This is a genomic window from Nocardia vinacea NBRC 16497 (assembly GCF_000308835.1).
In the GTDB taxonomy this organism is placed as follows: domain Bacteria; phylum Actinomycetota; class Actinomycetes; order Mycobacteriales; family Mycobacteriaceae; genus Nocardia; species Nocardia vinacea.
On sequence record NZ_BAGN01000006.1, the window covers coordinates 30,454 to 55,839 of the forward strand.

The 25,386-nt window shown below is 65.4% G+C and carries 28 protein-coding genes; 15 read left to right on the plus strand and 13 right to left on the minus strand.

Annotation, left to right across the window (positions count from 1 at the left end):
* The first annotated feature begins 86 nt into the window (after positions 1-86).
* Positions 87-389, plus strand: a complete 303-nt coding sequence (locus tag ON44_RS00710; protein ID WP_157187004.1) for a hypothetical protein — start codon at positions 87-89, stop codon at positions 387-389.
* Positions 390-403: 14 nt separating this feature from the next.
* Here ON44_RS00710 and ON44_RS00715 read toward each other — a convergent pair whose 3' ends face one another.
* The gene (locus ON44_RS00715; RefSeq protein ID WP_040685783.1) at positions 404-1,105 is read right to left on the minus strand and encodes a hypothetical protein; all 702 of its coding nucleotides are present in this window, start codon (positions 1,103-1,105) and stop codon (positions 404-406) included.
* Between the two features lie 172 nt (positions 1,106-1,277).
* On the opposite strand from ON44_RS00715, the gene ON44_RS00720 reads away from it, so the two are divergent.
* Both ON44_RS00720 and ON44_RS53885 read left to right on the plus strand, forming a co-directional pair.
* Positions 1,278-1,886 carry a hypothetical protein gene (locus ON44_RS00720; protein ID WP_040685784.1) on the plus strand — a complete coding sequence of 203 codons (609 nt, stop codon included), beginning with the start codon at positions 1,278-1,280 and terminating at the stop codon, positions 1,884-1,886.
* Between the two features lie 118 nt (positions 1,887-2,004).
* Positions 2,005-2,112 (plus strand): helix-turn-helix domain-containing protein, encoded by a 108-nt coding sequence (locus tag ON44_RS53885; RefSeq protein ID WP_218007498.1) that lies wholly within the window; start codon positions 2,005-2,007, stop codon positions 2,110-2,112.
* 138 nt (positions 2,113-2,250) lie between these two features.
* Here the strand turns inward: ON44_RS53885 and sigJ are convergent, their stop codons facing one another.
* Complete coding sequence (gene sigJ / locus ON44_RS00725; RefSeq protein ID WP_040685785.1) at positions 2,251-3,141, minus strand: RNA polymerase sigma factor SigJ; 891 nt, start codon at positions 3,139-3,141, stop codon at positions 2,251-2,253.
* Positions 3,142-3,276: 135 nt separating this feature from the next.
* On the opposite strand from sigJ, the gene ON44_RS00730 reads away from it, so the two are divergent.
* Together ON44_RS00730 and ON44_RS00735 are read left to right on the plus strand one after the other, a co-directional pair.
* The gene (locus ON44_RS00730; RefSeq protein ID WP_051181265.1) at positions 3,277-3,909 is read left to right on the plus strand and encodes an NADPH-dependent FMN reductase; all 633 of its coding nucleotides are present in this window, start codon (positions 3,277-3,279) and stop codon (positions 3,907-3,909) included.
* The gene (locus tag ON44_RS00735) at positions 3,875-4,342 is read left to right on the plus strand and encodes a YybH family protein (protein WP_040685786.1); all 468 of its coding nucleotides are present in this window, start codon (positions 3,875-3,877) and stop codon (positions 4,340-4,342) included. Before ON44_RS00730 ends, ON44_RS00735 begins: the two co-directional genes overlap by 35 nt.
* 80 nt (positions 4,343-4,422) lie before the next feature.
* Here ON44_RS00735 and ON44_RS53355 read toward each other — a convergent pair whose 3' ends face one another.
* Together ON44_RS53355 and ON44_RS46395 are read right to left on the minus strand one after the other, a co-directional pair.
* On the minus strand, positions 4,423-4,713 hold the full coding sequence (locus ON44_RS53355; protein ID WP_083897563.1) for an alpha/beta fold hydrolase: 291 nt from the start codon (positions 4,711-4,713) through the stop codon (positions 4,423-4,425).
* Positions 4,710-5,363 (minus strand): alpha/beta fold hydrolase, encoded by a 654-nt coding sequence (locus ON44_RS46395; protein WP_051181268.1) that lies wholly within the window; start codon positions 5,361-5,363, stop codon positions 4,710-4,712. Before ON44_RS46395 ends, ON44_RS53355 begins: the two co-directional genes overlap by 4 nt.
* Before the next feature lie 172 nt (positions 5,364-5,535).
* On the opposite strand from ON44_RS46395, the gene ON44_RS00750 reads away from it, so the two are divergent.
* Positions 5,536-6,228: a CAP domain-containing protein gene (locus ON44_RS00750; RefSeq protein ID WP_040685788.1), complete on the plus strand. Its 693-nt coding sequence runs from the start codon at positions 5,536-5,538 to the stop codon at positions 6,226-6,228.
* A gap of 397 nt (positions 6,229-6,625) precedes the next feature.
* Here the strand turns inward: ON44_RS00750 and ON44_RS00760 are convergent, their stop codons facing one another.
* The gene (locus tag ON44_RS00760) at positions 6,626-7,828 is read right to left on the minus strand and encodes a lipid-transfer protein (protein WP_040685790.1); all 1,203 of its coding nucleotides are present in this window, start codon (positions 7,826-7,828) and stop codon (positions 6,626-6,628) included.
* Positions 7,821-8,267: a Zn-ribbon domain-containing OB-fold protein gene (locus ON44_RS00765; RefSeq protein ID WP_444543885.1), complete on the minus strand. Its 447-nt coding sequence runs from the start codon at positions 8,265-8,267 to the stop codon at positions 7,821-7,823. Before ON44_RS00765 ends, ON44_RS00760 begins: the two co-directional genes overlap by 8 nt.
* A gap of 73 nt (positions 8,268-8,340) precedes the next feature.
* Here ON44_RS00765 and ON44_RS00770 point away from each other — a divergent pair, with 73 nt between their 5' ends.
* Entirely contained in the window at positions 8,341-9,180 is an 840-nt protein-coding gene (locus tag ON44_RS00770; protein WP_245566956.1) for a GTP-binding protein, read from the plus strand.
* A 382-nt stretch (positions 9,181-9,562) separates the two neighbouring features.
* Here the strand turns inward: ON44_RS00770 and ON44_RS00775 are convergent, their stop codons facing one another.
* On the minus strand, positions 9,563-9,910 hold the full coding sequence (locus ON44_RS00775) for a glycine zipper domain-containing protein (RefSeq protein WP_040685793.1): 348 nt from the start codon (positions 9,908-9,910) through the stop codon (positions 9,563-9,565).
* An 830-nt stretch (positions 9,911-10,740) separates the two neighbouring features.
* Between ON44_RS00775 and ON44_RS00780 the strand changes: the two genes are divergently transcribed.
* Positions 10,741-11,475: a hypothetical protein gene (locus tag ON44_RS00780; RefSeq protein ID WP_157187005.1), complete on the plus strand. Its 735-nt coding sequence runs from the start codon at positions 10,741-10,743 to the stop codon at positions 11,473-11,475.
* Positions 11,476-11,579: 104 nt separating this feature from the next.
* A complete protein-coding gene (locus ON44_RS00785; protein WP_157187006.1) occupies positions 11,580-12,503 on the plus strand; it encodes a hypothetical protein in 924 nt (307 codons plus the stop codon).
* A gap of 452 nt (positions 12,504-12,955) precedes the next feature.
* Here the strand turns inward: ON44_RS00785 and ON44_RS00795 are convergent, their stop codons facing one another.
* Entirely contained in the window at positions 12,956-13,582 is a 627-nt protein-coding gene (locus ON44_RS00795; RefSeq protein WP_040685873.1) for a dihydrofolate reductase family protein, read from the minus strand.
* 131 nt (positions 13,583-13,713) lie between these two features.
* Here ON44_RS00795 and ON44_RS00800 point away from each other — a divergent pair, with 131 nt between their 5' ends.
* The 5 genes from ON44_RS00800 to ON44_RS00820 all read left to right on the plus strand — a co-directional run bounded on the left by ON44_RS00800 (position 13,714) and on the right by ON44_RS00820 (position 18,461).
* Positions 13,714-15,261 (plus strand): serine/threonine-protein kinase, encoded by a 1,548-nt coding sequence (locus ON44_RS00800; protein ID WP_157187007.1) that lies wholly within the window; start codon positions 13,714-13,716, stop codon positions 15,259-15,261.
* Between the two features lie 158 nt (positions 15,262-15,419).
* Entirely contained in the window at positions 15,420-15,818 is a 399-nt protein-coding gene (locus ON44_RS00805; protein WP_040685875.1) for a TOBE domain-containing protein, read from the plus strand.
* Between the two features lie 5 nt (positions 15,819-15,823).
* Positions 15,824-16,603, plus strand: coding sequence for a molybdate ABC transporter substrate-binding protein (modA, locus tag ON44_RS00810; protein WP_040685797.1), 780 nt, complete (start codon positions 15,824-15,826; stop codon positions 16,601-16,603).
* The gene (modB, locus tag ON44_RS00815) at positions 16,603-17,415 is read left to right on the plus strand and encodes a molybdate ABC transporter permease subunit (protein ID WP_040685876.1); all 813 of its coding nucleotides are present in this window, start codon (positions 16,603-16,605) and stop codon (positions 17,413-17,415) included. Before modA ends, modB begins: the two co-directional genes overlap by 1 nt.
* Complete coding sequence (locus ON44_RS00820; RefSeq protein WP_040685798.1) at positions 17,412-18,461, plus strand: ABC transporter ATP-binding protein; 1,050 nt, start codon at positions 17,412-17,414, stop codon at positions 18,459-18,461. The genes modB and ON44_RS00820 overlap by 4 nt, the downstream gene beginning before the upstream one ends.
* Positions 18,462-18,621: 160 nt before the next feature.
* Here ON44_RS00820 and ON44_RS00825 read toward each other — a convergent pair whose 3' ends face one another.
* The 3 genes from ON44_RS00825 to ON44_RS00835 all read right to left on the minus strand — a co-directional run bounded on the left by ON44_RS00825 (position 18,622) and on the right by ON44_RS00835 (position 21,573).
* Positions 18,622-19,659: an alpha/beta hydrolase gene (locus ON44_RS00825; protein ID WP_040685799.1), complete on the minus strand. Its 1,038-nt coding sequence runs from the start codon at positions 19,657-19,659 to the stop codon at positions 18,622-18,624.
* Positions 19,660-19,810: 151 nt separating this feature from the next.
* Complete coding sequence (locus tag ON44_RS00830) at positions 19,811-20,455, minus strand: dihydrofolate reductase family protein (protein ID WP_040685800.1); 645 nt, start codon at positions 20,453-20,455, stop codon at positions 19,811-19,813.
* A gap of 197 nt (positions 20,456-20,652) precedes the next feature.
* Positions 20,653-21,573: a MerR family transcriptional regulator gene (locus ON44_RS00835; RefSeq protein ID WP_040685877.1), complete on the minus strand. Its 921-nt coding sequence runs from the start codon at positions 21,571-21,573 to the stop codon at positions 20,653-20,655.
* A gap of 72 nt (positions 21,574-21,645) precedes the next feature.
* Here ON44_RS00835 and ON44_RS00840 point away from each other — a divergent pair, with 72 nt between their 5' ends.
* Positions 21,646-22,293 carry a maleylpyruvate isomerase family mycothiol-dependent enzyme gene (locus ON44_RS00840; protein WP_051181271.1) on the plus strand — a complete coding sequence of 216 codons (648 nt, stop codon included), beginning with the start codon at positions 21,646-21,648 and terminating at the stop codon, positions 22,291-22,293.
* A 65-nt stretch (positions 22,294-22,358) separates the two neighbouring features.
* Here ON44_RS00840 and ON44_RS00845 read toward each other — a convergent pair whose 3' ends face one another.
* Entirely contained in the window at positions 22,359-22,592 is a 234-nt protein-coding gene (locus tag ON44_RS00845; RefSeq protein ID WP_157187008.1) for a hypothetical protein, read from the minus strand.
* A gap of 406 nt (positions 22,593-22,998) precedes the next feature.
* A complete protein-coding gene (locus ON44_RS00850; protein WP_040685802.1) occupies positions 22,999-25,368 on the minus strand; it encodes a heavy metal translocating P-type ATPase in 2,370 nt (789 codons plus the stop codon).
* Positions 25,369-25,386 lie beyond the last annotated feature (18 nt).

The following is a 25,386-nucleotide window of genomic DNA, read 5'->3' on the forward strand; positions in this document are numbered from 1 at the left end:
AGTTAGGTTGCCGGTAGTCCGACCGAATGGTTTCGACTATCGGGGGACAAGAACGTGAGGGCCTAGTTGATACAGAGGCGATGATCATGGCGAGTCAGATCGTGCCGCTGGAGGCGGTGCGGGAGATCATCCTTTCCCTCACTGCGACCGAGAAACAGGAAATGCTCGACTGTCTTCGGCGCGAGTTGGATCCGCCCATCAATGTGGCAGACAAGTTCGACTTCGAGGACCGGGCCTACATGGCCGCCATCTTGAGCAACGGATGGGTCGTCGTCTTCCGGGAGGATCCCGCCCGCGCCTTGCTGCATCCGCGTGGGAAGAAGATCGTGCTGTTCGACCTGCTCGACCCGCGGTCGGCGCTCTACAGCGTGTACGGCTTCATCATCTGACAGACCCGGCGGGGTCATTTCGTCTGGCTGGTCGGAGTACTACCCGGATGATTGTCGCCCCCTTTTTCGGGTGCGTGGGCGGCGATCGCGAATGCCACAATGCCTGCCAGCACGGCCGCGGTGGCGATCGCGAGGACACGCTGGAGTCGCTCGAAGTCGGCGCGAGTCCGGCGATAGTTCGCGAACTCGACTACAGCGTTGACGGCTTCCCTGATCTCGGAATCTCCGACGCCCGCTGCGGAGGCGGGGGTGGTCGACGGGCCGCCGATATCTCGTGCTCGACGGTTCGCCTCGCACAGCAGGTGATACAGCTGTTCTGGTGAAGTCGCGACTCGGCCGTACAGTTCCTCTCCGTAGGAAGCGATGTCGGCGTAAATCGTTGCCACATCCCCTTTGCGCAACTTGTCTTCTTTGCGGTTGAGCCTGCTTTCGAAGTCCTCGACACTCAACTCACCCAAGGTGATCCAGTCCTCGGTCAGCAGCCGGCCAGCGTGTGCCACCACCACCGCTACACCGCCGAGTGCCAGCGCGAGGCCGGCGACAGCGATGACGAGTCGTTGCCAGTGATCCGGTGAGAGCTCGCCCAGGCTGCCCAACTGCAAGCCTGCCACTAGAACACCGCCGACACCGGCGGCTGCGGTCATCAGCCATTTCGCCGCGGATCTCAACTTCTCGGTCGCATCCGCATACGACCTGCTACCCGGCGTGGTGACCATCGAATCCGTCTATCTCATCGTTGTGCCGCTGTTGTGAGGTAACTCTAGACGCCGATGCCCTCTCTGTCGACAAGCGTCGACAAACGTAGACAAGTGAAGACAAATGTTGACAAACGTCGACGGTCCTGGAACTCTAGGTACATCGGACCTCACCCTCAGACGGAGAAGGCTCATGAAGACGATCAGCATTCGGGATATCCGCGCACCTCAGCTCAGGCAGCTCGCTGCCGAGGGCACGCCGGCAGCGATCACCGATAATCGAGTGCTGGCCGGTATCTTCTGCCCGATCACCCAGGACTGGTTGGCGCAGATGCTGACCATGAACAGATCTCGTTTGAAGCAAAGTCTGCGGGAGGGCGAGAAGGATCTCGCCAACCTCGATAGATTGCCCGCGCTGGATTCGCTCGACGATGCCGCACCAGAACAGGATCACCAAACGGCAATGTGGAACCCCTTCGAAGCGCTTCAGGATGCCGTCGCGGCGTTCATGCCGGCGCTACCAGGTCATGGCAAAGACGAGCACGACAGCGGTAGCACTAGCCATCGGACAGTCCGGATCGGCGATCTCTCCGCGGCGGTGATACGGGAATCAGCGCAGACCCGCCAAACCGTGGCGGTCACCGACCGGCGGGAGTTGATAGGGATCATCGTCCCCGTCAGTGATCAGCTCATGGGGCATGTGCTGGAAGACAACCTTTCCCGCATCCGCCGCAACCTCTCCCACGGCGAACGAGAATTGCAGACCAGCACAAACCTCCCGACCTTGGACGATCTCGCTTAAGTACGATCGGGCTCAGCCGTGGGTGTCGAGAGTCGATCGATTTCCCGATACCCACGATGCACCCTCTGCAGCCCTGGTGAAGCTCCCCCTGGTGCGGGCGTCGAGAAATGACTCGTCCGTGTCATCGATCGCCCGGCTGCTGGGTGTCTCTCGCTCGACGATCTACAAGTATCTGCCCGAACTCGGCCCCGACCGACCGCCGGTGATCGAAGCCGCTGCGGAGTAGGCGTTCCACTGGCCACGACATGACCGTCGGACTACCCACCGCTCCCGGCCGCGAGAGTGAACTCGCGGCCAACCAATTCCGCGCAGCATCGCGGGTCGTGCAGGGCCCATCCGCTGGAACAGCTTGCGGATCCGCGGTTCAGCTGGCCGCCCATGGCCGCAGTTTTTCCGGGTTCCGGATCGCCCAGATGCGAGTAATCCGGCCGTCGGCGATGTCGAAGGCGTAGACCGAGACGATGGTGTCGTCGAGCTGTGCTACCAGGCCGGGCTGGCCGTTCACCGTACGCTCCTGCAGGGTTAGCGCGGGGCCATGGGTGGCGAGTTCCATCCAGGCGTGGGCGATCTGCTGGCCGCCGTTGATCGGGTCGCGGAAGGCCAATGCCAGACCGCCCCCGTCGGCCGTCGCGATCGCCTGCGGGTCGAGCAGGCCGATCAGGGCCTCGATATCTTTTGTCTCCCAAGCCCGTTTGAAGTCCCGGACCATTTCGGTGCGCTCGGTGCTCGACGGGCCCCGCGAGGTATCGATGCGACGGCGGGCGCTGGAGGCGAGCTGGCGGCAGGCTGCGGGGGTGCGCCCGACGATGTCGGCGACCTCGGCGAAGGAGTAGCGGAAGACGTCGTGCAGAACGAATGCCACCCGCTCGGCCGGTGTCATGGAATCCAGCACGACGAGGAAGGCCATGCTGATCGACTCGTCGAGGGTGACGCGGTCGGCGGGATCGACGGAGTCGGGACCATCGAGCCATTCGGACCGGCCGGGTACCGGCTCCGGAATCCATTCGCCCACATAACGTTCCCGCCTGGCGCGTGCCGAGCCGAGCAGATCGAGGCAGATCCGGCTGGCGACCGTGGTCAACCACGCGCCGGGCGCCGCCACCTCCCGCCGCTGCCGCTCGGACAGCGCGTACCAGCGCGCGTAAGTCTCCTGCACCACATCCTCGGCCTCGGCCAGGGAGCCGAGCAGCCGGTAGGCGAGATTGATCAGCTGACGGCGTTCACCGATCACCCCGGGCAGGTGCGGGTCAGTCATGGTCGGCTCCTTCGGTCTGTGCGTCCCTCACCGAAATCGACGAATCAGCGACCCGATTTGTGAGGCGGCCTGACATTCCGGACGGCTGTGTCGTCGGAAGGTCGTGACACTTTCAGCAAATCAGGAGTTCCGGAAATGATCAGAGTAGGCATCATCCTCGGCAGTACCCGGCCCAACCGCAACGGCCCGCAGGTCGCCCAGTGGGTTGTGGACTCGGCATCGCTGCGCGGCGACGCCGAGTTCGAGCTGATCGATCTGCGCGACCACCCGCTGCCGCATCTGGACGAGCCCGTGGCGCCGATGTTCGGCCCGTCGGTGCATGCGCACACCCGCGCCTGGGCGGAGCGGATCGCCCCGTTCGACGGCTTCGTGGTGGTGACCCCGGAATACAACGGCGGCGCGCCCGGGGTGCTGAAGAACGCCATCGACCACCTGTGCGCGGAATGGACCGACAAGGCGGTCGGATTCGTCTCCTACGGCGTGAGCGGCGGCGCCCGAGCGGTGGCGCAGCTGCGGGTGGTCTGTAGCACGCTTGGCATGGCCGATGTGAGCCGTCCGGTGGAGATCTCGGTGCTCACCGATTTCGAGAACCACACCACCTTCACACCGCGCGACCGCCACACCACAGCGCTGAACACCTTGCTGGATCAGCTCATCGCATGGAGCACCGCCCTGGCGCCGCTACGGCGGCCCGCCACCGATACCCCGCACATCAACTCCGAAGGAACCAATCATGACGAGCCCGAACGACTTTCAGTCACGCGCTGACCGTATCGCGGTAGATGACGTCGAGATTCGCCAGCAAATCGACAAGGTAGTCGAAGGACTGCGCGCCAAGGATCTCGAGGCCGTGAAACAGCTGTACACAACTGACGTCGTGTCCTTCGATGTCGAGCCGCCACTCCAGCATGTCGGGGTAGCGGCGAAACTCGCGAACTGGGCGAAAGTCTTCACGGTCTTCGAGAATGTGACCTATGAGCTTCGCGACCTGACGTTCACCGTAGGCGATGATGTGGCATTCGGGCACGCCTTTGCCCGGCTCAGCGGCACGCTGAAGAACGGGGCCACAACGAGCGGTATGTGGGTCCGGGTCACGTACGGCATGCGGAAGATCGACGACACCTGGTTGATCGCGCATGATCAGGTGTCGGTGCCGCTCGACATCCCGAGCGGCAAAGGTGTGGTCGACCTCGAGCCATGACGGGTCGCAGGAACCGACCATGGCTGCGCGGCCTACGACTGATTGGACACTCGATGCGAGGCTGAGCTCGTACGTGCTGATCAGTTCAGGAAGGTGGTGATCCGCGGGATCGTCGCGGCGGGGCAGTCCTCGTGCACGGTGTGGCCGCAGCCGGGCAGGATGACCGCCTCGGCGTCGGGGATGCGGTCGGCCACTCGGGTTGCCTGTGCGGATGGCAGCCATTGGTCGTCGCCGCCCCAGAGCACCAGGGTGGGTGCGGTCACCTGGTTCAGTCCGGCGTCGGTGCGGCGGTAGTCGAGATTTCGCCACAGGGCCAGGAAGCCGTCACGGTTGGCGGGCCGGGAGAACGGCGGGTAGAACTCGTCGATCAGTTCGTCGGTGACGAGATCCTGGTGCGCGAAGTGCCGCGGATGCTGTCGGCGTAGAAGGACCGGGTCGCGAGATCGGTGGTCAGTTCACCGATCACCGGCGTCTTGAACAGTGGTGTGATCGGAGCTTTTTCGGCGTCCAGGCTGGGGGAGTCCAGGAGCACGAGCCGCTCGACGCGTTCCGGATGCTGTTCGGCGAAGTACAGGCTCCAGGCCCCACCCCACGAGTGCCCGACCAGCGCGGTGCGGTTCAAGCCGACGGCGTCGAGGAAGGTCGCGATGGCGTCCGCCATGGCGGGCAGGTCGAAGGCGAAACCGGCGCTGTGCAATTCGGTGTAGCCCTGGCTGGGCAGGTCGACCGTGTACACGGTGTGCTGCCGGGCTAGTGCGGGGGCCGCCTCCCGCCAGGAGTAGCCCCACAGGCCGCCACCTGCGATCAGGACGACGGGTGATCCGCTACCCGAGACCGTGTAGTGGAACCGAGCGAGATCAGTTTCGACATACCGGGATTCGACGCGCGTCAGGTAGTGCGAGGGCAGGTCCGAGCTCGGCGGCTCCCAGGCGTAGGCGACCGGAAGAGCCAGCGCGAACAGCGCGGTCAGGGTGGCGGCGAGCCCGAGGGCCAGGCGGCGGAAGCGGATGCCGAATCGCATGAGGTACTCCGTGGCAGGTGGATGTCTTCGACCAGAGGACGAGACAGCACCCGCCGACGTGATGCGGTGTAACCCATTTCACGCCCATTGGTATTCCGTTGGTGGACTGTTGGTCTCGGCGCCGATGCTCGAGGAGCCCATTGGTTCCTCGAGCGTACGGAGTTGAAAGACCATGAGCCGCAAGATCATCGGCGGTGCCGTCCTGGCGCTGGCCATCGCCGCCACCACCGCCGTCACCGGTCTCCCGCGCACCGCCGCGCCCGCCACCGCCGCCCCCACCTGCGATAACGCCGACGACCCTGTGCACGGCTACCAGTACTTCGCGAACAAGTACCCCAACAACGGCCTCGGCGCCATGTTCGCCCTGAACGACCAGTTCGACAAGATCGAGCGCGCCGTCTTCTGCCTCACCAACATCGAACGCGCCAATGCCGGTGTCCCCGAGCTGAAATGGAGCGACGACTTGCGCAACAGCGCAGCTGATTTCGCCCGCCACGCCGAGGGGCGCCAATGGTGGACCGACGGGGCGAACTCTCACGACGATCCCGACCTCGCCGGTGTCCCGGTGGTCACCCAGGTCCAGCGCCGCGTGAAGTCCTACAACCCCTGCACCTACTACCAGGGCGATGGCCACGACGTGAACCGCTGGTCCGAGAACACCTACGCAGGCTGGGGCTCGAACACCTTCACCACCGCCCGAGCAGCCGTCACCTGGTGGATGAACAGCCCCACCCACAAGGACAACATCCTCGACCGCAACGTCACCAAGCTCGGCGTAGGAGTCCGTGCGGGCGCCGCCCGCCCCGGCTTCGACACCACCGACCCCGCGGGCATCTTCGTCCAGCAATTCGTCTCCTGCAGCTGACTTCCCGGGCCTTTCTGCGATTCGGTCAGCGCACAAAGCGGCATTGCCGGACGTTGATAGTCGCCGGTTGGTGCAGGTGTTCGGGTGGCTGATCCGGTGATGTCTCCACCAATACCTTTGCCCGTCCTTGAAATGATCGAGAACTGTTGCAGCCCTGCGGGAGACGGCCGGTCGTCAGAAATTCTGTGGTGCACCGCCCGCCGCAGATCGACGTTGATCATCATCGATCGCAACGCGCTCGCCGACCGGTGGTGAGCCGGAACCTCGATCATCTCGGCGTCGAGGGCGACGAGATCGGCGGGGGCCGATCCAGCAATCAGCGACCACGGCTTCATCGCGGTCGATATACGAAACCCCGGGTCATGCCCGGGTTTTCGCAGCGTGGATCGGCGTCGGTTCAGCGGGTGGCGATGATTGCCGAGCCGTGACCGAAGAGGCCCTGATTCACCGCGATGCCTGCGCGGGCGTTCTCCACTTGGCGGCTGTCGGCCTGGCCGCGCAATTGCCACGTGAGCTCGCAGATCTGAGCGATCGCCTGCGCGGGGATCGCCTCACCGAAGCAGGCCAGCCCACCGCTGGGGTTCACCGGCACGCGTCCACCCAAAGTCGTTGCGCCGCTGCGCAGCAGGTCCTCGGCGCCGCCCGTGTCGCAGAGCCCGATGTCCTCGTACCAGTCCAACTCCAGAGCGGTCGAGAGGTCGTAGACCTCCGCGAAGGACAGGTCGGAGGGCCCGAGCCCGGCCTCCTCATACGCGGCGTGTGCGATGGCGGAACGGAACGTGTGCGGCGGGGGCTCGACGGCCACGGCGGAGTCCGTCGCGAAATCCGGCAGGTCGAGGACGGTTTTCGGGAACGTCGGCGTGACCGTCGACAGCGCCCGGATACGGACCGGGTCGGTGACGCCGTGGCGGCGGGCGTACTCCATCGAGGTCAGCACCAGTGCCGCACCGCCATCACTGGTCGCGCAGATGTCGAGCAGCCGCAGTGGGTCCGAGACGATCGCTGAGGCCGCGACCTCCTCGGCCGAAACCTCCTTGCGGTAGCGGGCGTACGGGTTGTTCAGGCCGTGCTTCGCGTTCTTCACCTTGACCGCGGCGAAATCGTCGAGCGTGGCGCCGTGCAGCGCCATCCGGCGGCGGGCATAGAGCGCGAAATAGATGGGGTTGGTGGCACCGAGCAGGTGGAAGCGCAACCAGTCCGGATCGTCGCGGCGTTCACCGCCGACCGGCTGGAAGAAGCCCTTCGGGGCGGCATCCGCGCCGATCACCAGCGCTACATCGGTCAACCCGGCCAGGATCTGGGCACGCGCATTGGCGATGGCCTGCGCACCGGAGGCGCAGGCGGCGTAGCTGCTCGAGATCTGCGCACCCGACCAGCCCAAGGCCTGGGCGAATGTCGCACCGGAGACGAAACCGGGGTATCCGTTGCGGATCGTGTCCGCACCGGCGATGTAGCCGACGTCGAGGTGGTCCACTCCGGCATCGGCGAGCGCCGCGCGAGCGGCAACCAGACCGTATTCGACGAAATTGCGCCCCCACTTGCCCCACTGGTGCATGCCCGCACCGAGGACGGCAATGTCGCGATCATTCCTGTCAGGCATCGACCGGCCTCCACATCCACACCGTGTGCTCCGCTTCCTCGTCCTCGTACAGCACGCCGAGGGTCAGTTCGACCGGCATGCCGACGGCCAGGTCGTCCACCGTGAGGCCGCGCTGGACCTGCCCGAGAATCACCATCTGCTCGATCTCGAGCTCCACCGCCGCGACGACATACGGCTCGAACGGATCGGGCGAGACATAGGGCGGGGGCGGCTTGTACCGGGCATCCGCGTATGACCAGATCCGGCCACGCGTGGAGAACAGGTATTCGACCAGCTCGGAGCCGTCCTTCGGACTTGCACACTGCGGGTTGCGACAGGCCAGCGTGTTCCGCGGGAAATACGGTGTGCCGCACACATCGCAGCGACTTCCCACGAGACGTACCGCGCCGTCGTCCGCAGTGAACCAGCCTGCCACTGCGGGGCGTTGTTCTTTCTGCACGAACCCGACGTTATAGGAACATGTTCTATTTTGGGGCTGAAATCTGCTCCGGGGATATACGCGCGGAGGTACGGTGAGTGCGGATCGAGGACGCGACGAGACCCTCGAGTCGACTTGGAGTACCACAACGCCGATGGGCACCAAAGCCATTGACCCGCAGTCGATTCGCAACGTCACGATCATCGGGGACCCCGACGAGACGACGCGAGTCGTCCACCGCCTGTGCCGCCGTTTCGCCAGGACGGCGGCCACGGTCCATTGGGTGACGGGCCGCGTCGATCACACGATCCATATCGCCGAGCTGTCGAGCCAGGCGCCCATCGCGGACCTGGAGCGATCCGTCCGGGTAGCCGACGGGGTGATCGCGGTCGTGAGCGCTGCCATGGAGCGCACGCCGCGACTCGAGACGATTCTTCGGCTTGCTGACGACCACCAGGTCGCGCGGCTGTGTCTGGTGACCGGACTCGGTCATCCCGCCGCCGACTTCGACCGCTGCGTCCGCACGATCGCCGAGACGCGCGGGGCGGTGCCGTTGACGTTGCAGATTCCTATCGGCATCGGCACCGAGTTCGAAGGCGTCATCGATCTGGTCCCGATGTGGGCGCTCGAACCGATGGCCGCCGAATTCTATGGCAGTCATTGGAAAGTCGCCGAGCAGTGGTACCGCAACCTCGTGGCCACGGTGATGGAACAGGACGCGGCCGATTCGGGCGCTATCCTCGGCCTGCGACAGATCCCGCCCGAACACTTGCACGAGCGCATCCGCTGTCTCACGCGTATCGGCGACGCTGTGCCCGTCCTGTGTGATGCGGCGACGTGGAGTGACGACATCGCCCCGCTCCTGGACGCCATCGTCCGGTATCTGCCGTCTCCCATGCACGTCTGCCAACCGGAACATGCTCTCGACTATTGACGGACGCTGCCACAGGGCAACGACTTCGGCATCTCAGCAACTACACATCAATAGTCGGGCCTTACCGTTCGTGCCCTCCACATCGAGCGAATCGTCGTCGATGACGACCAGTGGCTCGCCGACGAGATCGCGACCGGCACACCCGAACGCACGGCCCACATGTTTCTTCCAAGCCGCGCGAAGTGGCCACTTCGCCGAAAGCGGCCCACGAGTCCTCCCCATGACCGTTCCACCACATCGAGTGACCACGAAGTTCACCGTTGGTGCGAGCGGAACGCGGTGTCTATCCGCAAAGACAACGTGAATGCAGGGGCGGTGAACGAGTCGAGTCCGAGCAGCGCGCGCTGCTCGGACTCGACGAAAAGGGTTGTGTCCTAGGGGATCAGGGCAGCACCTGGGGGATGACGCCTGGGTTGACCGAGCCGACGATCCCGCCGATCAGGGCGCCGATAACGGTGGGCACGGGATCGATGAAGGAACCGGTGGCGGAGCCGATCGCAGCGCCCGCGGCCGCGCCGTTCAGCACTGGATCGGGGTACTGCGCGTCGGGGTTGGTGGTGACATCCTCCAGTGGGAGTCCGGCGATCGGCTGGGCAACAACCGGAGCCGCCGGAGCAGCAGCCTGATCCGCGGAGGCGGAAGATGCGCCTGCGAATACAACGGCCGCAGCCAACGGCAGGGCACTCACCGCAAGGACGCGACTCGTCTTGATCAGGGCAGAACGGAACATTGTTTTCCTAACCTTTCGGGCCCTCGGAACAACCGAGTTCCACTACTTCATCAGGGGGAGACTGCCTCTTGCTGTGCTGATGAATTGACAGCAATCGAGCGGCCACTACTGCGCACCGCGCCCGACGATACTGCGCTACATGCGAATTCGCACATTATCGGCATCACAAAATGATCACCGGAGATCTGAACGGACAGACGGCTTCCCCGGGATCAGGTCGGCAACCGGTGCGCTCGCGCGAATAACGCTGATATATGTGGCGAATGGGCATCCGGCATAATCGGATGTTCGAGAGGGGTAGAAGCTCGGCCAAGCGCGAGATGCCGACCTGACCCTGTTCGTCCATTCGCGAATATCTTCGGTGTATACACGTGGCAACACGCCACCAGGATTCGCGAATAACTGCCGTCATAGCTCACGGACAGAGCCACTCGGCCGAGCAGGCTCGCACACCTTTCGCTCGATGCTGTCCTTTGCCAGTTGATCTGACGTATTGCCACCGTTGTGGCACAAGTGGGGTCTTCTGCCATTAGCCTGACGCGCTCGGTGACAGCGTGTTCATCGATGGCGAGGTCACTTCCGCCTCATCCACGAAAGCCTCTGCCCAGGAAGCCCGACGTGCCGGGAGCGACACCGACCGTTGCTCCCCGTGACGATGGTGGCGGGAATACGATCGGCTCTGAGTTGCGGGGCGACGGGGGAGCCCGTTGCGGAATCGAAGGGCTACAGGGATGACCGATTCCGAGCGCGGACCTGGTGGTCGGCCTCCTATGCTGGGTGGCGTCGATCCCGCTGCGCGGCAAGCAGATTCGCCGACAGGCGGCTGGGGCATGCCTTACGCGCCACCTGGCCAGGGATATGGGCCGACACTGTCGTATCCGCCACCATCGACCGGCAGCGGCAGAACGGCTCTGATCATCGCCGGTGTTCTCGGGCTGGTGGTGGTGCTTGGGCTCGGTGTGGTGATCGGCATCGTCGTCAGCGGTGGCGACAGTAGCAGTGAGTCCGCCGGTGCCTCGGCTACTGCCCGGCGGGAAACGGTGACCTATTCGATGAATGCGATCACCAACGCATGCGATCTTGTCGATCCCACGCCGTTGACCAAGTGGTCGCCCACGCCGAAAGGTGCTCTCGAGCACAGGGAAACGCGACCAACCGCCTACGGAAGCGGCAGCTTGAAATGCGATGCCGGATACACCAGCGCGACCGCCGGCGAGTTCCCCATGAACAAGGCAGGCATGAGCGTCGAGGCCGAATTCACCAACGGTACGGCGCCGCCCTTCTACGACCATTGGAAGCACGCCGATGTCGCCACACCCGAAGCGGAGTCGGCTTCCGGTGAGGTCACCGGAATCGGCAATCAGGGCTACTGGTACTCCGAAGTCAGAGGAAACCTCGTCGCGAATATGGCCTACGTCGTCTGTGTGCAGGATGGCAATGTCTCGGTGCGGGTGAAGATTTCCCTCACGCGTGAGCAGGGTTCTCCCGCGGTGCGGCGGGACGAACTCGATTCGATCGCCAGGTTCCAGGTCAGCAGGACGCTGGACGGTCTGCGAGAGAAGTAGAGACCGGCGACTCGAGCGGGACGGTGCGGACGGTGGCTGGAATACGATCGGATCGGAGTCGAGGTCGACGGGGAGCCCGTTGCGGAACCGGAGGGGCTATGGGGATGAGCGATTCCCAGCACGGACCTGACGATCGGTCGATGCCGGAGGGCGCCGATCCTGCTGTGCGACAACCTGATCCGCCCGTTGGCGGCTGGGGCATCCCGGACTCGGGCAGGTACACGCCTGCGCTCGGGGCCGCCCCCGGTCAGCCCGTTATCGGATACGGCCCACCTGGTCGGGGGTACGGGCCATCACCGTCGTATCCGCCGCCGACCGGCAGCAGCAGAACGGGTCTGATCGTCGTCGGTGTTCTCGGGCTGGTGGTGGTGCTGGGTCTCGGGGTGGTGATCGGTGTCTTTATCGGCGACACAGACAGTGGGTCCGCCGCTGCCCCGGCCCCGTCCAGCACCTCGGCCTCGTCCAGTGCGGCTGCGGCCACGACATCCCAACCGGCGCCGGGGATCTATTCGATGAGTGGGATCACCAACGCGTGTGATCTTGTCGATCCCTCGCCGTTGCACAGGTGGTCGTCCACCCCGAGGGAAGCCCCTGTGCATCAAGAATTCCCGGCGAATAACTCCGACGGCGGCAACTTGTACTGCGCCCTCCGCTACACCAGCCCCTCGACCGTCCCCGACGATGCCACCGTCGATGAAGCCGGCATCGGCCTCCAGGCCCAGATCACCGGCGCCGTGGCCGCCCCCGCCTACGACCGTTGGAAACAGACCGACACCGCCGCCACCGGATCGGGGCGGGCCTCGGGCGAGATAACTGGAATCGGCGCCCAGGGTTACTGGCATATCGCGACCACGGACACCAGCAACGGAATGACCTACATCGTGGGCGTGCAGGACAGCAATGTCTCGGTACGAGTGGAAGTCGCTGTCCTGCGCGCGAAGGGTGAAGCCCCGGTGAACCGGGACGAGCTCGCCACGATCGCCGAAAACCAAGCCCGCAGGGCGCTGGACGGATTGAAGAAGTCGTAGCACGTTCGCCGACCGCGTCACCCACGTCGCACATAGCGATTCGCCTTGTCGACGATCGCCGGCGTCGATCCCGGATGCCCTTACTGCCCATCGGACTTGCGGCGCAGCGACTTCGGGGCCGGCTTGTCGAACGGGCTGTCGCAGGACGGGGGTTCGTCGAGTTCATCCCCAGCCGGCGCTTCGACTCGGCGTTCTCCGCCCGCAACTCGGCGTTCTCTGCTTCCAACGAACCGAGCTTCGAGCCGCTCGATCACCTCGGCCTGCCTCGCCACCAACGCGACATGCTCCTCTTGTGAGGGCGTCGAACGCGAATCGGCAGGCACCCAACATCATTCACGGCGCAATGCCGATGACGGAAATCAGGACGACATCAGACCGGTGCGCGTCGCCGTCATCGCCACGGTGATGGCCAGCCGTGTTGCGACGGCCCGGCACAGCCATTCCCAGCCGGGTTACATCTGGCCGTGGCGGACCGGGCCTGCTGGTTCGTAGGTGCCGAGGACGATGCCGAGATCGGTCACGGTGAGCTCGAGGGGGCGCATCGTCGCCGGGAGGATGCCGTCGTTGAACAAGCGGCGACCGGAGCCGAGCACCAGCGGAAACGTCATCAGCCGGAAGCGGTCGACGAGCTCGTGCTGCAACAGTGTCTGGAGCAGTTTGCCGCTTCCCCAGATCTGCAGCTCGTCGCCGGGTTCGTCCTTGAGCGCCTGCACCGCCGCGACGACGTCGCCGGTCAGGAGGTGAGCGGTGTCGGGGTGCTCGCCGCGCCACGTGGCTTCGGCTTCGCTGAGGGAGTTGGACACGACGTATTTGGGCAGCGAGTTGATCGCGGTGGCGATGGGGTTGCCGGGGTCGGTTTGATCGGGCCAGTAGCCGCGGAAGATGTCGAATGTTCTGTGGCCGAGCAGGAACGCGGTGGCGTGGCTGTTGAGTTCGGTGACGAACTCGCCGACGGTTTGGTCCGGGAAGGGGGCCTGCCAGCCGCCGTGGGTGAAGGCGTCGCTGGGGTCTTCCTCGGGTCCGCCGGGGGCCTGCATTACGCCGTCGAGGGTCAGGAACGTCTGAACGGTGAGCTTCATATGGAGGTAGACGGAGTGGCGCACTGATTCTGAGCGGTCTCAGGTCGAATCGCCGCCGACCGAGTCAGAACGCATCCGTCATCCGCTCTCCCGGTCGCGGGGGCATCTATTCGCAGCGATACGGTCAGAGTGTGTCGGTGCAGAGCGCTGGCGGCTCGTTCGGGAATTACCACCTCGAACGCTTGGTGGGTCGTGGCGGTATGGGTGAGGTGTGGTTGGCGCGCGACCGCACCGGTAGCAGCGTCGCGTTGAAGGTGCTGTCTGCGGCGTATTCCGCCGATCCGGGCTATCGGCGCCGTTTCGAGCGGGAGGCGCGGCTGGGCGCCCAGGTGCGCAACCCACACATCGTGCCGATTCACGCTTTCGGTGAGGTCGATGGTCATCTGTTTTTGGAGATGGACTACATCGAGGGCATCGATCTGGCCACGCGGTTGCGATCGGGTGCGTTGGTGCCGATTCGGGCGGTCGAGGTCATCGCCCAAGCGGCGCAGGGGCTGGATGCCGCTCATGCGGCGGGGCTTGTTCATCGAGATGTGAAGCCGGGCAATATCCTCGAGGACACCAGCGGTTTCGTATATCTGATCGACTTCGGTATCGCCCGCGCCGCGGATGGCAGCGCCCTCACGGCCACCGGCTTGGTGGTGGGCACGTTGGGCTATATGGCGCCGGAGCGATTCACCGGCACGGCCGATGCCCGTTCGGATGTCTATTCGCTGGCCTGCGTGCTGTATGAAACCCTCACCGGGAAGCTGCCGTATGGCGAGGGCGACCCGGCGCAGCAGATGCATGCGCACTTGATGTCCGAACCCCCGCGTGCGTCGCGGGCCGCCGGAGGCGTCTCGCCGGCGCTGGACGCTGTCATCGCCCGCGGGATGGCCAAGGAACCGGGGCAACGCTATGCCAGCGCGGGGGAGTTCGCCGCCGCCGCAGGTGCGGCTTTGGGCGGGCCCGTTTCGGCGCAACCGGCCTCTGCGAGATCGGGCAGTCACCCGCTTACTCGCGTTATGACCGCCTCCGGCCCGCCCCCGACCTTGGTCGAGCCCCTGTCGGCGCCGCAATCACCCCAGCCCCGGACATTCTCACCAGCGCCTCGGCGAAAGCTGTTGGTGCGCCGATGGTTACCGATCGCCACCGGCCTAGCACTTGTCGCTGCAGCGGCACTGTGGCTGCTGAGCAGCGACCTCGGGTCCGACTCCACTCCAGGCGCGGCGACGACCGCTGCTGCCTCGACCGATTCGCCGCCGCCCTCGACCGGTGGACAATCACCGGTTCCGGCTGGTGCGGTTCGTGACGGGAACTTTGCTTTCACCGTGACCGAGGTGGCGTCCAATGTGAGCCGCACCGGTTCGGTAGCCCCGGGTGGTTCCTACACCATCGTGACGCTGTCGGTCACCAACGTCTCACAACACGGGCAAGTCTTCCGCATCGCCGACCAGCGCCTGATCACCGCCGCCGGCCGCTCCCTTGTCCCCGACGCGACTGCGACCACCGAACTCAACCCGTCCGGCACCGGTGTCGACCAGATCGATTCCGGCAGTACCCGCACGATCCGGCTGGCCTTCGACCTCCCCGGCAAGGACAAGAACGGCAAGAAAAACGACAAGAAGAACGACACCCCGAGCCGGTTGGTCCTACACGGCGCCCCGTCGTCCTCCGGCGTGACCGTGCCGGTCGGCTAGCCGCAAGCCGACCGGAACCGCACCGGGTGGGTCGTCGGTGACGTCGTGTTTCGGATAACTCTCACGGCCCGAGCACAGCGCGAAGGTATCTATAACGATCCGCTGGCGCGTGTGCATTCGGCTATACATTCCGTGGATGCGGCAATATGCTGCCAATCGTGTCGAATCTGCGGATCAGTGAGGTTGCCGCCTTGATGGGTGTCAGCGATGACACCGTGCGGCGGTATATCGATCAGGGCCGACTCAACGCGATTCAGCTGGACAACGGGCGCAAGGGTGTTAGTGGCCGCGAGCTGGCGGAATTTCTGCGGGCCAACTCGGAGGCCCCGGAGCCGGGTGCCACGGTGGCGGTCTCGGCGCGGAATCGGATGCGCGGGATCGTGACGCGCATCGTGAAGGACACGGTGATGGCTCAGGTCGAGATGCAAGCCGGGCCGTTCAGGTTGGTGTCGCTGCTGAGTCGGGACTCGGTCGACGAACTCGGCCTGGAGGTCGGCAGCATCGCGGTCGCGTCGGTCAAGTCCACCCATGTTGTTGTAGAAATCCCGGAAAGTTGACGAGGATGATTCGCTCGCTGAGCGCGGTCGCTCTGACCGGCGCCGTTGCATTGACACTGGCCGGCTGTGGATCGGACAAATCGTCCGACTCAGCCCCCACCGACAAGATCGCCGGAACGGTGACGGTATTCGCCGCCGCATCGCTGACTGAGACCTTTACCGAACTGGGCAAGCAATTCGAGGCCGCACACCCCGGCACCAAGGTCGTCTACAGCTTCGGTGCGAGCTCGGCCTTGGCCGAACAGATCAAGCAGGGCGCCCCGGTCGACGTATTCGCCTCGGCGGCGCCGAAGAATATGCAGCAGGTCGTCGATGCGGGCGATATCACCGCCAAACCCGTGACGTTCGTTCGCAACCGTCTCGAAATCGCGGTCCCCAAGGGCAATCCCGGCCACATCACCGGACTGGCCGACTTCGGCAAGACCGAACCCAAGATCGCGCTGTGTGCCGAACAGGTGCCATGTGGTGCCGCCGCGAAGAGCGTATTCGAGGTCGCCGGCGTGAACCCGCAGCCCGACACCCGTGAGGCCGACGTCAAGGCAGTACTGACGAAGGTCACCCTCGGTGAGGTGGATGCCGCGCTCGTCTACCGCACCGATGTCAAGGCTGCCGGTGACAAGGTGGAGGGCATCGACTTCCCCGAGGCGGACAAGGCGATCAACGACTATCCGGTAGCGCCGCTGGCCAAGGCACCCAACTCCGCGGCCGCCGCGGCGTTCGTCGAGTTCGTCCGGTCCGACCGAGCGCGCACGGTGTTCACCAAGGCGGGATTCGACAACCCGTGATCCGAACGTCGGCGCGGCGGCGGGTAGCGCGCGGGCGGCGACCGCTCGTTCTCGTGCTGCCCGCCGTCTGCGGTTTGGCGTTTCTGTTGTTGCCGCTGGCCGGGCTGCTGGTGCGCGCGCCTTGGCGCGGTCTGCCCGACCGGTTGTTCAGCGCCGAAGTCGGCCAGGCGCTGCGCCTTTCGCTGGTGTGTGCGAGCTCGGCTACTGTCGTCTGCCTTGTTTTCGGGATTCCCTTGGCGTGGTTGCTCGCTCGCGGCGAGATCCCCGGGCTCGGGTTCGTGCGGGCGCTGGTGACGGTCCCGCTGGTGCTGCCGCCGGTGGTCGGCGGTGTCGCGTTGCTGCTGGTATTGGGCAGGCGTGGGATCATCGGCCGTCATCTGTATGAGTGGTTCGGTGTCTCACTGCCTTTCACCACCGCCGGGGTCGTCGTCGCCGAAGCATTCGTGGCGATGCCATTTCTGGTGATTTCCGTCGAGGGTGCTTTGCGGGGAGTTGATCCCCGCTACGAAGAAGCTGCCGCCACCCTGGGCGCGTCGCGTTGGCTGACTTTCCGGCGGGTCACCTTGCCCTCGGCGATGCCGGGTGTGATCGCGGGCGCGGTGCTGTGCTGGGCCCGTGCGCTCGGTGAGTTCGGCGCCACGATCACCTTCGCGGGCAACTTCCCGGGTAAGACGACCACCATGCCGTTGGCGGTCTACCTCGCATTGGAAACCGATCCCGAGGACGCGATCGTGCTCAGCTTGGTGCTGCTCACCGTGTCGGTGGTCGTACTGGCCGCGCTGCGGGACCGGTGGACGCGAGGAGCGCTATGACACTCGACGCCGAAATACGCGTCACCCGGGACAAATTCGAACTCGATATCGCCCTCGGCGTGGCACCGGGCGAAGTCGTCGCACTGCTGGGTCCCAACGGTGCGGGCAAGACCACCGCGCTGCGGGCGCTGGCCGGACTCACCCCACTCACCGGTGGCAGCATTCGTCTCGACGAAAATACTTGGGACGCACCGCCGAAGCTGTTCATCCCGGCCGAGCGGCGCGCGATCGGCGTCGTATTCCAGGATTACCTGCTGTTCGCGCACATGTCGGCCCAGGACAACGTCGCCTTCGGGCTGCGCGCCCGCGGGCACCACCGCCGGGCCGCGCGCGACCGCGCGAAGTATTGGCTCGACCGAGTCGGCCTCGCCGAGCACCTGCACGCCAAACCGCGTGCGCTGTCGGGCGGTCAAGCGCAACGTGTCGCGCTGGCCCGTGCGCTGGCCACCGATCCGCGGCTGCTGCTGCTGGATGAACCGTTGGCGGCACTCGACGCCAGCACCCGTTTGGAGGTTCGCTCCGACCTCGCCCACCACCTCGCCGACTACACCGGACACACCTTGCTGGTCACCCATGACCCGCTCGATGCCATGGTGCTGGCCGACCGCCTCGTCATCGTCGAAAACGGCAGCATCATTCAGGAGGGCCCGCCCGGCGAGGTCGCCCGCAGACCACGCTCGGACTATGTCGCAAACCTGGTGGGCCTCAACCTTTATCGCGGCAGCGCCCACGGCAATACCATCGATCTCGACGACGGCGGCGCCCTCACTGTCGCCGAGCCCGCCCGGGGCGCTGTACATGTCGCGTTCCCGCCGAGCGCGGTGAGCCTGCACCTCGAACAACCAACGGGCAGCCCGCGAAATACCTGGCCGGTCACCGTGGTCGGGCTCGAACAGCACGCCAACACCACCCGGATTCGCCTCGATGGCAGCCCATCCGTGCTCGCCGACGTCACCCCCGCGACCGTCGCCGATTTACGTCTTCAGATCGGCGCGCCCCTGTGGGCCGCGGTCAAGGCCACCGAAATCCACACCTACCCGGCGTGATACGGCCCGGTTACGACTCCGCCGCTACGGCTTGCGAATCGGCGACCGGGATGTGGCGGCCGGTCACTGCGGCATCGGACACAGCTCGCCCCGACCTGCGGCTGGCGAGGTCGGGGCGAGGAATACCGTCAGATGGGTTGGTAGTTGCGGCCGGGGTCGGTCAGTAGAGATCTTTGGACAGAACCGGCCATGATTGCTTGAGGTCGTCCTGCCAGTAGCCCCAGGTGTGGGTGCCGGTGGGGGGCAGGTCGAATGTCGCCGGAATTCCCAACTGGTTCAACCGGTTCTGGAGGTTGTGCGAGCAGGCGCTCATCGCCGCCTCGATGATGCCGCCGACGACGACGTGGTTGGCCACACTGATCGGGTTGTACTTGTCGTCGCCCATGATGAACGGGTCACCGGGAGCGTCGTGCGCGCCGGGCAGACCGCCGCCCGCCGCAACCCAGAGGTTCGTTCCGCGCAGTTTGTCCGCGTGCAGGACCGGATCGTTCGCTTGCCAGAGCGGGTTGTCCGCGGGTCCCCACATATTGTCCGGGTTACCGCCGCCCCACGTTTCGACCGTGGTCTGCACGAACTTCTGGCCGATCGGATCACTGGTCTGCGCACAGCCGCTGTAGGCGCCGACATTCTGGAACAGGCCGGGCTTGGTGATCGCCAGCATCAGCACCGATGTCCCCGCCATCGAGTAGCCCGCGATCGAATTCTTGCCGTTGGTGCCGAGCGCCGCATCGATGATCGGTGGCAGCTCCTCGGTGTAGAAGGTCTGCCATTTGTTCATGCCGAGCACCGGATCGGTCGCGCGCCAGTCGGCGAAGTAGCTCCACCGGCCGCCGATCAGCTCGACGACGTTGACGTTCTTGTCGGCGAGGAATTGTTTGGCGTCGGTCTTCTGGTCCCAAGAGGCGTTACCGTCGACGCCACCGCCGCCGCCGTTGACCAGATACAGCGTCGGGCGCGAGACCGAGTTGTCCGCGGGCAGATCCACCAGGACCGGGAACGTCCGATCCATGGCTGTGGAGTGGACCTCGAGCTGCAGCTTGCGGTCGCCGAGGGTCTCTACTTTCTCGATGTAGGAACCGTCGGGTGCCTTGGCCGCGCTGTTGATCGGTGCGGCCGAGGCCGCAGGCGCCACCAGGCTCACTCCCGTGCCGACGACCGTCACAGCGGCGGCCGCCGCAACGAGAACTCTGAATCGCATACCGCGTCTCTCCTGAAAATCGCATCCGCGCAACGTGTAAGCCCGTTTAGGTAATCCACCAAATGGGCAATCGTTACTACCGTAGATCGAATCGGACGCCGGTTGCGGCCGGAAGCCCCCAGTCCTGGGGGTGGTGTGACCGAGAGTTGTGTCACTTTCGCCAGAAGAAGTGATGTACCACGCCGCTCGGGCTCGGGATCTGCTCCAGATGAAAACGGTCGATGAGTTCGTCGGGGCTGGTCCACAGCCTTTCGCCGCGACCGAGTTCGGTCGGTGCGACGGCGATGTGCATGTTGTCGATGAGATCGGCGTCGAGGAATGCCCGGACTGTGGCGACACCGCCACCGATTCGCACATCCTTGCCCTCGGCGGCGTCGAATGCCTGCGCCAGTGCGTCTTTCGGAGACATGTCGAGGAAGTGGAATGTGGTGTCCCCCAGGGTGATCGAGGGGCGCACATGATGTGTGAGGACGAAGACCGGTGTGTGGAACGGGGGTTCGTCGCCCCACCAGCCTTGCCAGTCGTAGTTCTCCCATGGACCCCGCTGCGGACCGAATTTATTGCGCCCCATGATCTCGGCGCCGATGTTGTTGGTGAAGTCTCGGGCGCAGTAGTCGTCGAGGCCGTAGGTGCCGCCGGGGTCGGTTCGGTTGGGCCAGTGGGCGGTGGCGCCTGCCCAGAAGAAGAGCTCGCTCGGATCGGCGTGGCCGAATGGGTGCTCGCGGGTTTGTCCCTCGCCTGCGCCGTATCCATCGCTGGAGACGCTGAAGTTCTGAACTCGGACCAGCTGTGTCATCGGAATCCCTTCTGGTTGCAATGTGCAATCGGTTGGGAATCTACCTGGGCTGATCTCACTGTGCAACCAGTTGTCGTGGCCGGCGACGATTCTCCGTGCCACTCGCTCGAATGGAAGTGCTTGCCGAACGAGCCGCCGCCTATCGCCGAGCAGCTGCCGAGTGCGGATCGTCGGCATTCCGGTTCAGCTACCGGTGGTCAGACGCGAACGTCTTCGGCCCACTGCGCAAGTGCTTGGTACAGCCAGTAGAGGGCGGTTCCCGCGGTGGTGGTTCCGGTGATCTGGGTGGTGAGTTTCCAGTAGCGATGGATGCGCGGGTCGTTATCGGGTGCGTTGTCGAGGAGTCGGTGGCGCAGGCGCGGGGTGTCGCGGTCGCGTCGGGCGGTGGCGTGCGCGTCGATGAACCGGTCGAGTTCTGGGCCCGGGTGCGGTTGTGTGCCGAGCGAGGCCACGACCGCGCATGCTTCGGCGACCCCGGTGACCAGTGCGAGTTTGTCGTGGATTCGGGTCGGGTTCGTCCGCCAGAGCTGTCGTGACATCACGGCGGTGCATGCGGGATCGGTGATGTGGGTGGTGAGTTCGGCGAAGGCGACGATGTGCTCAGGGGTCGGATCGGCGGGTAGCCGCGGGACGTTCATCGCGATGAATCCGTCGAACAGTGCCGGTGGGATCGGGGCGAGCAGTGGTCGCCAGAACGCCACCAGACTGGCGTGTGCGCGGTCCCGATCTTGGACGGACGCAAGCAGTTCCAGCCGTCGGGCGCGTTCGGCGGGTGGCGCATCCTCGACGGCGCGTAGTGATGCGCGCCGCCAGGACAGCACGCCGAGTTCGGTGTCGAGTGCGGCGCGTTCCGCGGCGATCGCATCGGCGATCGACAGGGTGCCGGTGAGAACCTCGATGATGGCCGACAGGCTCAGGCCGAGCGTTCGGAGGCGACGTACCAGCAACACCTGATCGACCGTGGTCGCCGGATCGAATAACCGGTGCCCGCCCCCGCTGCGCCGCGACTCCAGAACCCCGTTGTCGCAGTAGAAGCGGAGCGTGCGGACCGGTACCCCGGTCACTCGCGACAGCTCCCCGATACTCACGAGGCCGTCGCGGTGTGTGTTCTCGGTCACATTCGCTGGAACCTCCACCTCGGTGGAGTTCCTACCCTACTGGAACACCCACCGGGACAAGGAGATACGCGGATGGCCCAGGACACGATGATGAGCACCGACCAGATCTGGCGGGCAGTCGCCGCCGAGCGAGCCAGTCTGGTCGAACTGTTGGAGCCGCTGTCGGAAGCCGACTGGGACCATCCTTCGCTCTGCGATGGCTGGCGAATCCGCGACGTCGTCGCGCATATCGTGCTGTCCGCCCGCGCCTCCATCGGCTGGATCCTGATCAATGTGATCCGCGCCCGCGGCAGCCTGGACCGGGCGATTCGCGATACCGCTATCCGTCACGCGGACCGCATCACGACCCAGCAGCTGCTCGGCGAGTTGCGCGACAGCATCGACGCACGGGTCACGGCGGTCGGCACCACACCGGCCGATCGCCTGATGGACCTGCTGGTTCACGGCCAAGACATCGCCGTCCCACTCGGCGTCACCCGCGACATGCCGGTCGCCGCCGCACGAGCAGCCATTCACCGAATCTGGACAATGGGCGCCCCCTTCCACGCCCGCAAGAAATTCGCCGGCTACCGCCTCGCCGCAACCGACACCAACTGGTCCGCCGGCGACGGATCCACCATCACCGGCCCGGTCGCCGCCCTGCTCCTGATCGTTACCGGTCGCCAGCACGCATGGGACCAGCTCACCGGTGCGGGCGTAGCTCTATTTCCGCAACATTGATAAGAATTCCGCTGCCTCCATCGGGCCGCCGCATTGTTATGCACCGACCCACCTCGCTGAGACCCTTACAGTTCTTTGGTCGGCGGATCGCCTTCGTCGCGAACCGGTCCCGGGGGATCGCCTTCGTCGGGAATTGCTGCCGACCGCACAACCAATTGGCGTGCGCCGCTGGAGAACTTGTCGACCAGTTCCGTTGTCACGGTCACCTTGATCGGACCTATCGGACGAATGGCATCGACGTCGCGGTCGATCTGAACGTATACGGCGGGCGGGACTTCGGGGTTGTCCATGATGGGCATCGGCTGGCTCCTGAGGCGCGTGTGGTGACCGGCCTGTCGACACTGCCTCGACAGGCGCACAGGCGTCCAGGCGATAGTCCGCTGGGCGAACCGGGTTCGAGGGCGTCGACCGCGCTCAGGTAAACGCGAAATTTCTTGCTGGGAATTGACTGGCAATGTCGCGAGAGGTTGCCGAGAGTATCGCGCAGCTGATTGTGGACGCTTTTGGGCCGCAGTAGTTTTCGATTGCTGATCGTTGCTCTACGAAAGGTCGAACCGATGATTCTGCTCTCCCTCTTGGCCATGACCGGAAGTGCCGCTGCTGCATGGGCCACCGGAAGTGCCGCGGCGGGTCTGGGAAATAGCGGCATTCTGCAGTGAGCCATGGGATCGGGCGGGACGGCATATACGCCGCCCCGCCCGATTCCTATTGAGCGGTGGAACGGAAGCCGCGCAGGCGCAGACTGTTGCTGACCACGAAGACCGAGGAGAACGCCATCGCGGCGCCCGCGAGCATCGGGTTCAGCAGTCCGGCCATGGCGAGCGGAATCGCCGCCACGTTGTAGGCGAAGGCCCAGAACAGGTTGCCCTTGATGGTGCCGAGGGTCCTGCGGGACAGTCGGATCGCATCGGCGGCCGCCCGCAGGTCACCGCGGACCAGGGTCAGGTCGCTGGCCTCGATGGCGACATCTGTTCCGGTGCCCATCGCCAGGCCGAGGTCGGCCTGGGCCAGGGCAGCGGCATCATTGACGCCGTCGCCGACCATCGCCACCACCTTGCCCTCGGCCTGCAGCCGCTTGACGGTGTCGACCTTGTCGGCGGGCAGCACCTCCGCGATCACCTCGTCGATACCGACCTGTGCCGCAATGGCTTTCGCCGCGGCGGTGTTGTCGCCGGTCAGCATGATCGGGGTGAGACCGAGTGCCTTCAACTGCGAGATCGCTTCGGCGGAAGTGGGTTTCACCGCATCCGCGACCACGAGCACGCCGCGTGCCTTACCGTCCCAACCCACCGCGACGGCGGTCTTGCCATCGGTTTCGGCAGTGTGCATGGCCTGCTCGAGGTCGGCGTCCAACTGCTGCGACCAGTCCGCGAGCAGCCTTGCCCGCCCGACGATCACCGCATGGCCGTCCACCACACCCTGCACGCCGAGGCCCTCGATATTCGCGAACTCCTCGACCTGCCGCAGCGCACCGACCTTATCCCGGGCACCCTTGGCAATCGCGTGGGCGATCGGGTGCTCCGACGAATCCTCCAGCGCCCCGGCCAGCGCCAGCACCTCGGCAGTGTCCTCGCCCGCAGCGGCTATGACATCCAGCAGGGTCATCTTGCCGGTGGTGACGGTGCCGGTCTTGTCGAGCACCACGGTATCGACCCGCCGGGTCGACTCCAGCACCTCCGGACCCTTGATCAGAATGCCCAGTTGCGCACCTCGACCGGTGCCGACCAGCAGCGCCGTCGGCGTGGCCAGTCCGAGGGCGCATGGGCAGGCGATGATCAGGACCGCGACCGCGGCGGTGAACGCCGCGGCGACCGAACCGCCGGTGCCCAACCAGAATCCGAGCGTCGCGACCGACAGTGCGATCACGATCGGCACGAAGATCCCGGAGATGCGGTCCGCCAACCGCTGTGCCTGCGCCTTTCCGGTTTGCGCGTCCTCGACCAGTTTCGCCATCTGAGCCAGCTGGGTATCGGAGCCGATGCGATTGGCGCGCACCACGATCCGCCCGCCGACATTGACCGTCGCACCGACCACCGCATCCTCGGGACCGACCTCCACCGGCACCGATTCACCGGTGAGCATCGACGCGTCGACCGCCGAGGAACCCTCGACGACCACACCGTCGGTGGCGATCTTCTCACCGGGCCGCACCACGAAGATGTCGCCAACGCTCAACTGCTCGACCGGAATTCGCTGTTCAACTGTGCCTACCCACCCCGCCGACTCCGTCGGCTGCCGTCCCCCTGTGCCTACCCACCCCGCCGACTCCGTCGGCTGCCGTCCCCCTGTGCTTGCCCACCCCGCCGACTCCGTCGGCTGCCGTCCCCCTGTGCCGCGCAGCACCGAAACTTCCTTAGCGCCCAGCTCCAGCAGCGCCCGTAGCGCCGCCCCGGCCCGCCGCTTGGAGCGCGCCTCGAAGTAGCGTCCGGCCAGGATGAAGGTGGTGACGCCGGCCGCGGCCTCCAGGTAGATGCTGCCGGTGCCGTCCATCCGCGCAATGGTCAACTCGAACGGATGCTTCATGCCGGGCGTTCCGGCCGTGCCCCAGAAAAGCGCATACAGCGACCAGCCGAACGCTGCGAGGGTGCCCATCGACACCAGGGTGTCCATGGTGGCGGTGCCGTGCCGGAGGTTGGCCCACGCGGCGCGGTGGAAGGGCAGTGCGCCCCACACCACGACCGGCGCGGCCAGCGTCAGCGAAAGCCACTGCCAGTTGTCGAACTGCAGCGCGGGCACCATCGCCAGCGCGATAACCGGAACCGTCAGCATCAGCGAAACCAGCAGTCGGGTCCGCAGCGCCGCCGTCGGATCCTCGTCGGCGGCGGTTTCCGCGGGTTCCTCGATCCTCGGCAGCGCGGCGGTGTAACCGGCCTGCTCGACGGTGGCGATCAGCTGCTCCGGTGAGATGTCACCGCTGAAGTCGACCCGCGCCTTCTCTGTCGCATAGTTGACCGTCGCGGTGACGCCGTCGAGCCTGTTCAGCTTCTTCTCGATGCGATTGGCGCAGGACGCGCAGGTCATGCCACCGATCACCAATTCGACCTGTCCGGCGGATGGTTGTGTCGCGGTGGTCATCGTGTGCTCCGTTCTGTG

Excerpts from the sequence above, each read along its gene's own strand:
- ON44_RS00710 (WP_157187004.1), top strand. The coding sequence starts at position 87 with ATGGCGAGTCAGATCGTGCCGCTGGAGGCGGTGCGGGAGATCATCCTT.
- ON44_RS00715 (WP_040685783.1), bottom strand. The coding sequence starts at position 1,105 with ATGGTCACCACGCCGGGTAGCAGGTCGTATGCGGATGCGACCGAGAAG.
- ON44_RS00720 (WP_040685784.1), top strand. The coding sequence starts at position 1,278 with ATGAAGACGATCAGCATTCGGGATATCCGCGCACCTCAGCTCAGGCAG.
- sigJ (WP_040685785.1), bottom strand. The coding sequence starts at position 3,141 with ATGACTGACCCGCACCTGCCCGGGGTGATCGGTGAACGCCGTCAGCTG.
- ON44_RS00730 (WP_051181265.1), top strand. The coding sequence starts at position 3,277 with ATGATCAGAGTAGGCATCATCCTCGGCAGTACCCGGCCCAACCGCAAC.
- ON44_RS00735 (WP_040685786.1), top strand. The coding sequence starts at position 3,875 with ATGACGAGCCCGAACGACTTTCAGTCACGCGCTGACCGTATCGCGGTA.
- ON44_RS46395 (WP_051181268.1), bottom strand. The coding sequence starts at position 5,363 with ATGCGATTCGGCATCCGCTTCCGCCGCCTGGCCCTCGGGCTCGCCGCC.
- ON44_RS00750 (WP_040685788.1), top strand. The coding sequence starts at position 5,536 with ATGAGCCGCAAGATCATCGGCGGTGCCGTCCTGGCGCTGGCCATCGCC.
- ON44_RS00760 (WP_040685790.1), bottom strand. The coding sequence starts at position 7,828 with ATGCCTGACAGGAATGATCGCGACATTGCCGTCCTCGGTGCGGGCATG.
- ON44_RS00775 (WP_040685793.1), bottom strand. The coding sequence starts at position 9,910 with ATGTTCCGTTCTGCCCTGATCAAGACGAGTCGCGTCCTTGCGGTGAGT.
- ON44_RS00780 (WP_157187005.1), top strand. The coding sequence starts at position 10,741 with ATGCCTTACGCGCCACCTGGCCAGGGATATGGGCCGACACTGTCGTAT.
- ON44_RS00785 (WP_157187006.1), top strand. The coding sequence starts at position 11,580 with ATGAGCGATTCCCAGCACGGACCTGACGATCGGTCGATGCCGGAGGGC.
- ON44_RS00795 (WP_040685873.1), bottom strand. The coding sequence starts at position 13,582 with ATGAAGCTCACCGTTCAGACGTTCCTGACCCTCGACGGCGTAATGCAG.
- modA (WP_040685797.1), top strand. The coding sequence starts at position 15,824 with ATGATTCGCTCGCTGAGCGCGGTCGCTCTGACCGGCGCCGTTGCATTG.
- ON44_RS00820 (WP_040685798.1), top strand. The coding sequence starts at position 17,412 with ATGACACTCGACGCCGAAATACGCGTCACCCGGGACAAATTCGAACTC.
- ON44_RS00825 (WP_040685799.1), bottom strand. The coding sequence starts at position 19,659 with ATGCGATTCAGAGTTCTCGTTGCGGCGGCCGCCGCTGTGACGGTCGTC.
- ON44_RS00830 (WP_040685800.1), bottom strand. The coding sequence starts at position 20,455 with ATGACACAGCTGGTCCGAGTTCAGAACTTCAGCGTCTCCAGCGATGGA.
- ON44_RS00840 (WP_051181271.1), top strand. The coding sequence starts at position 21,646 with ATGGCCCAGGACACGATGATGAGCACCGACCAGATCTGGCGGGCAGTC.
- ON44_RS00845 (WP_157187008.1), bottom strand. The coding sequence starts at position 22,592 with ATGCCCATCATGGACAACCCCGAAGTCCCGCCCGCCGTATACGTTCAG.
- ON44_RS00850 (WP_040685802.1), bottom strand. The coding sequence starts at position 25,368 with ATGACCACCGCGACACAACCATCCGCCGGACAGGTCGAATTGGTGATC.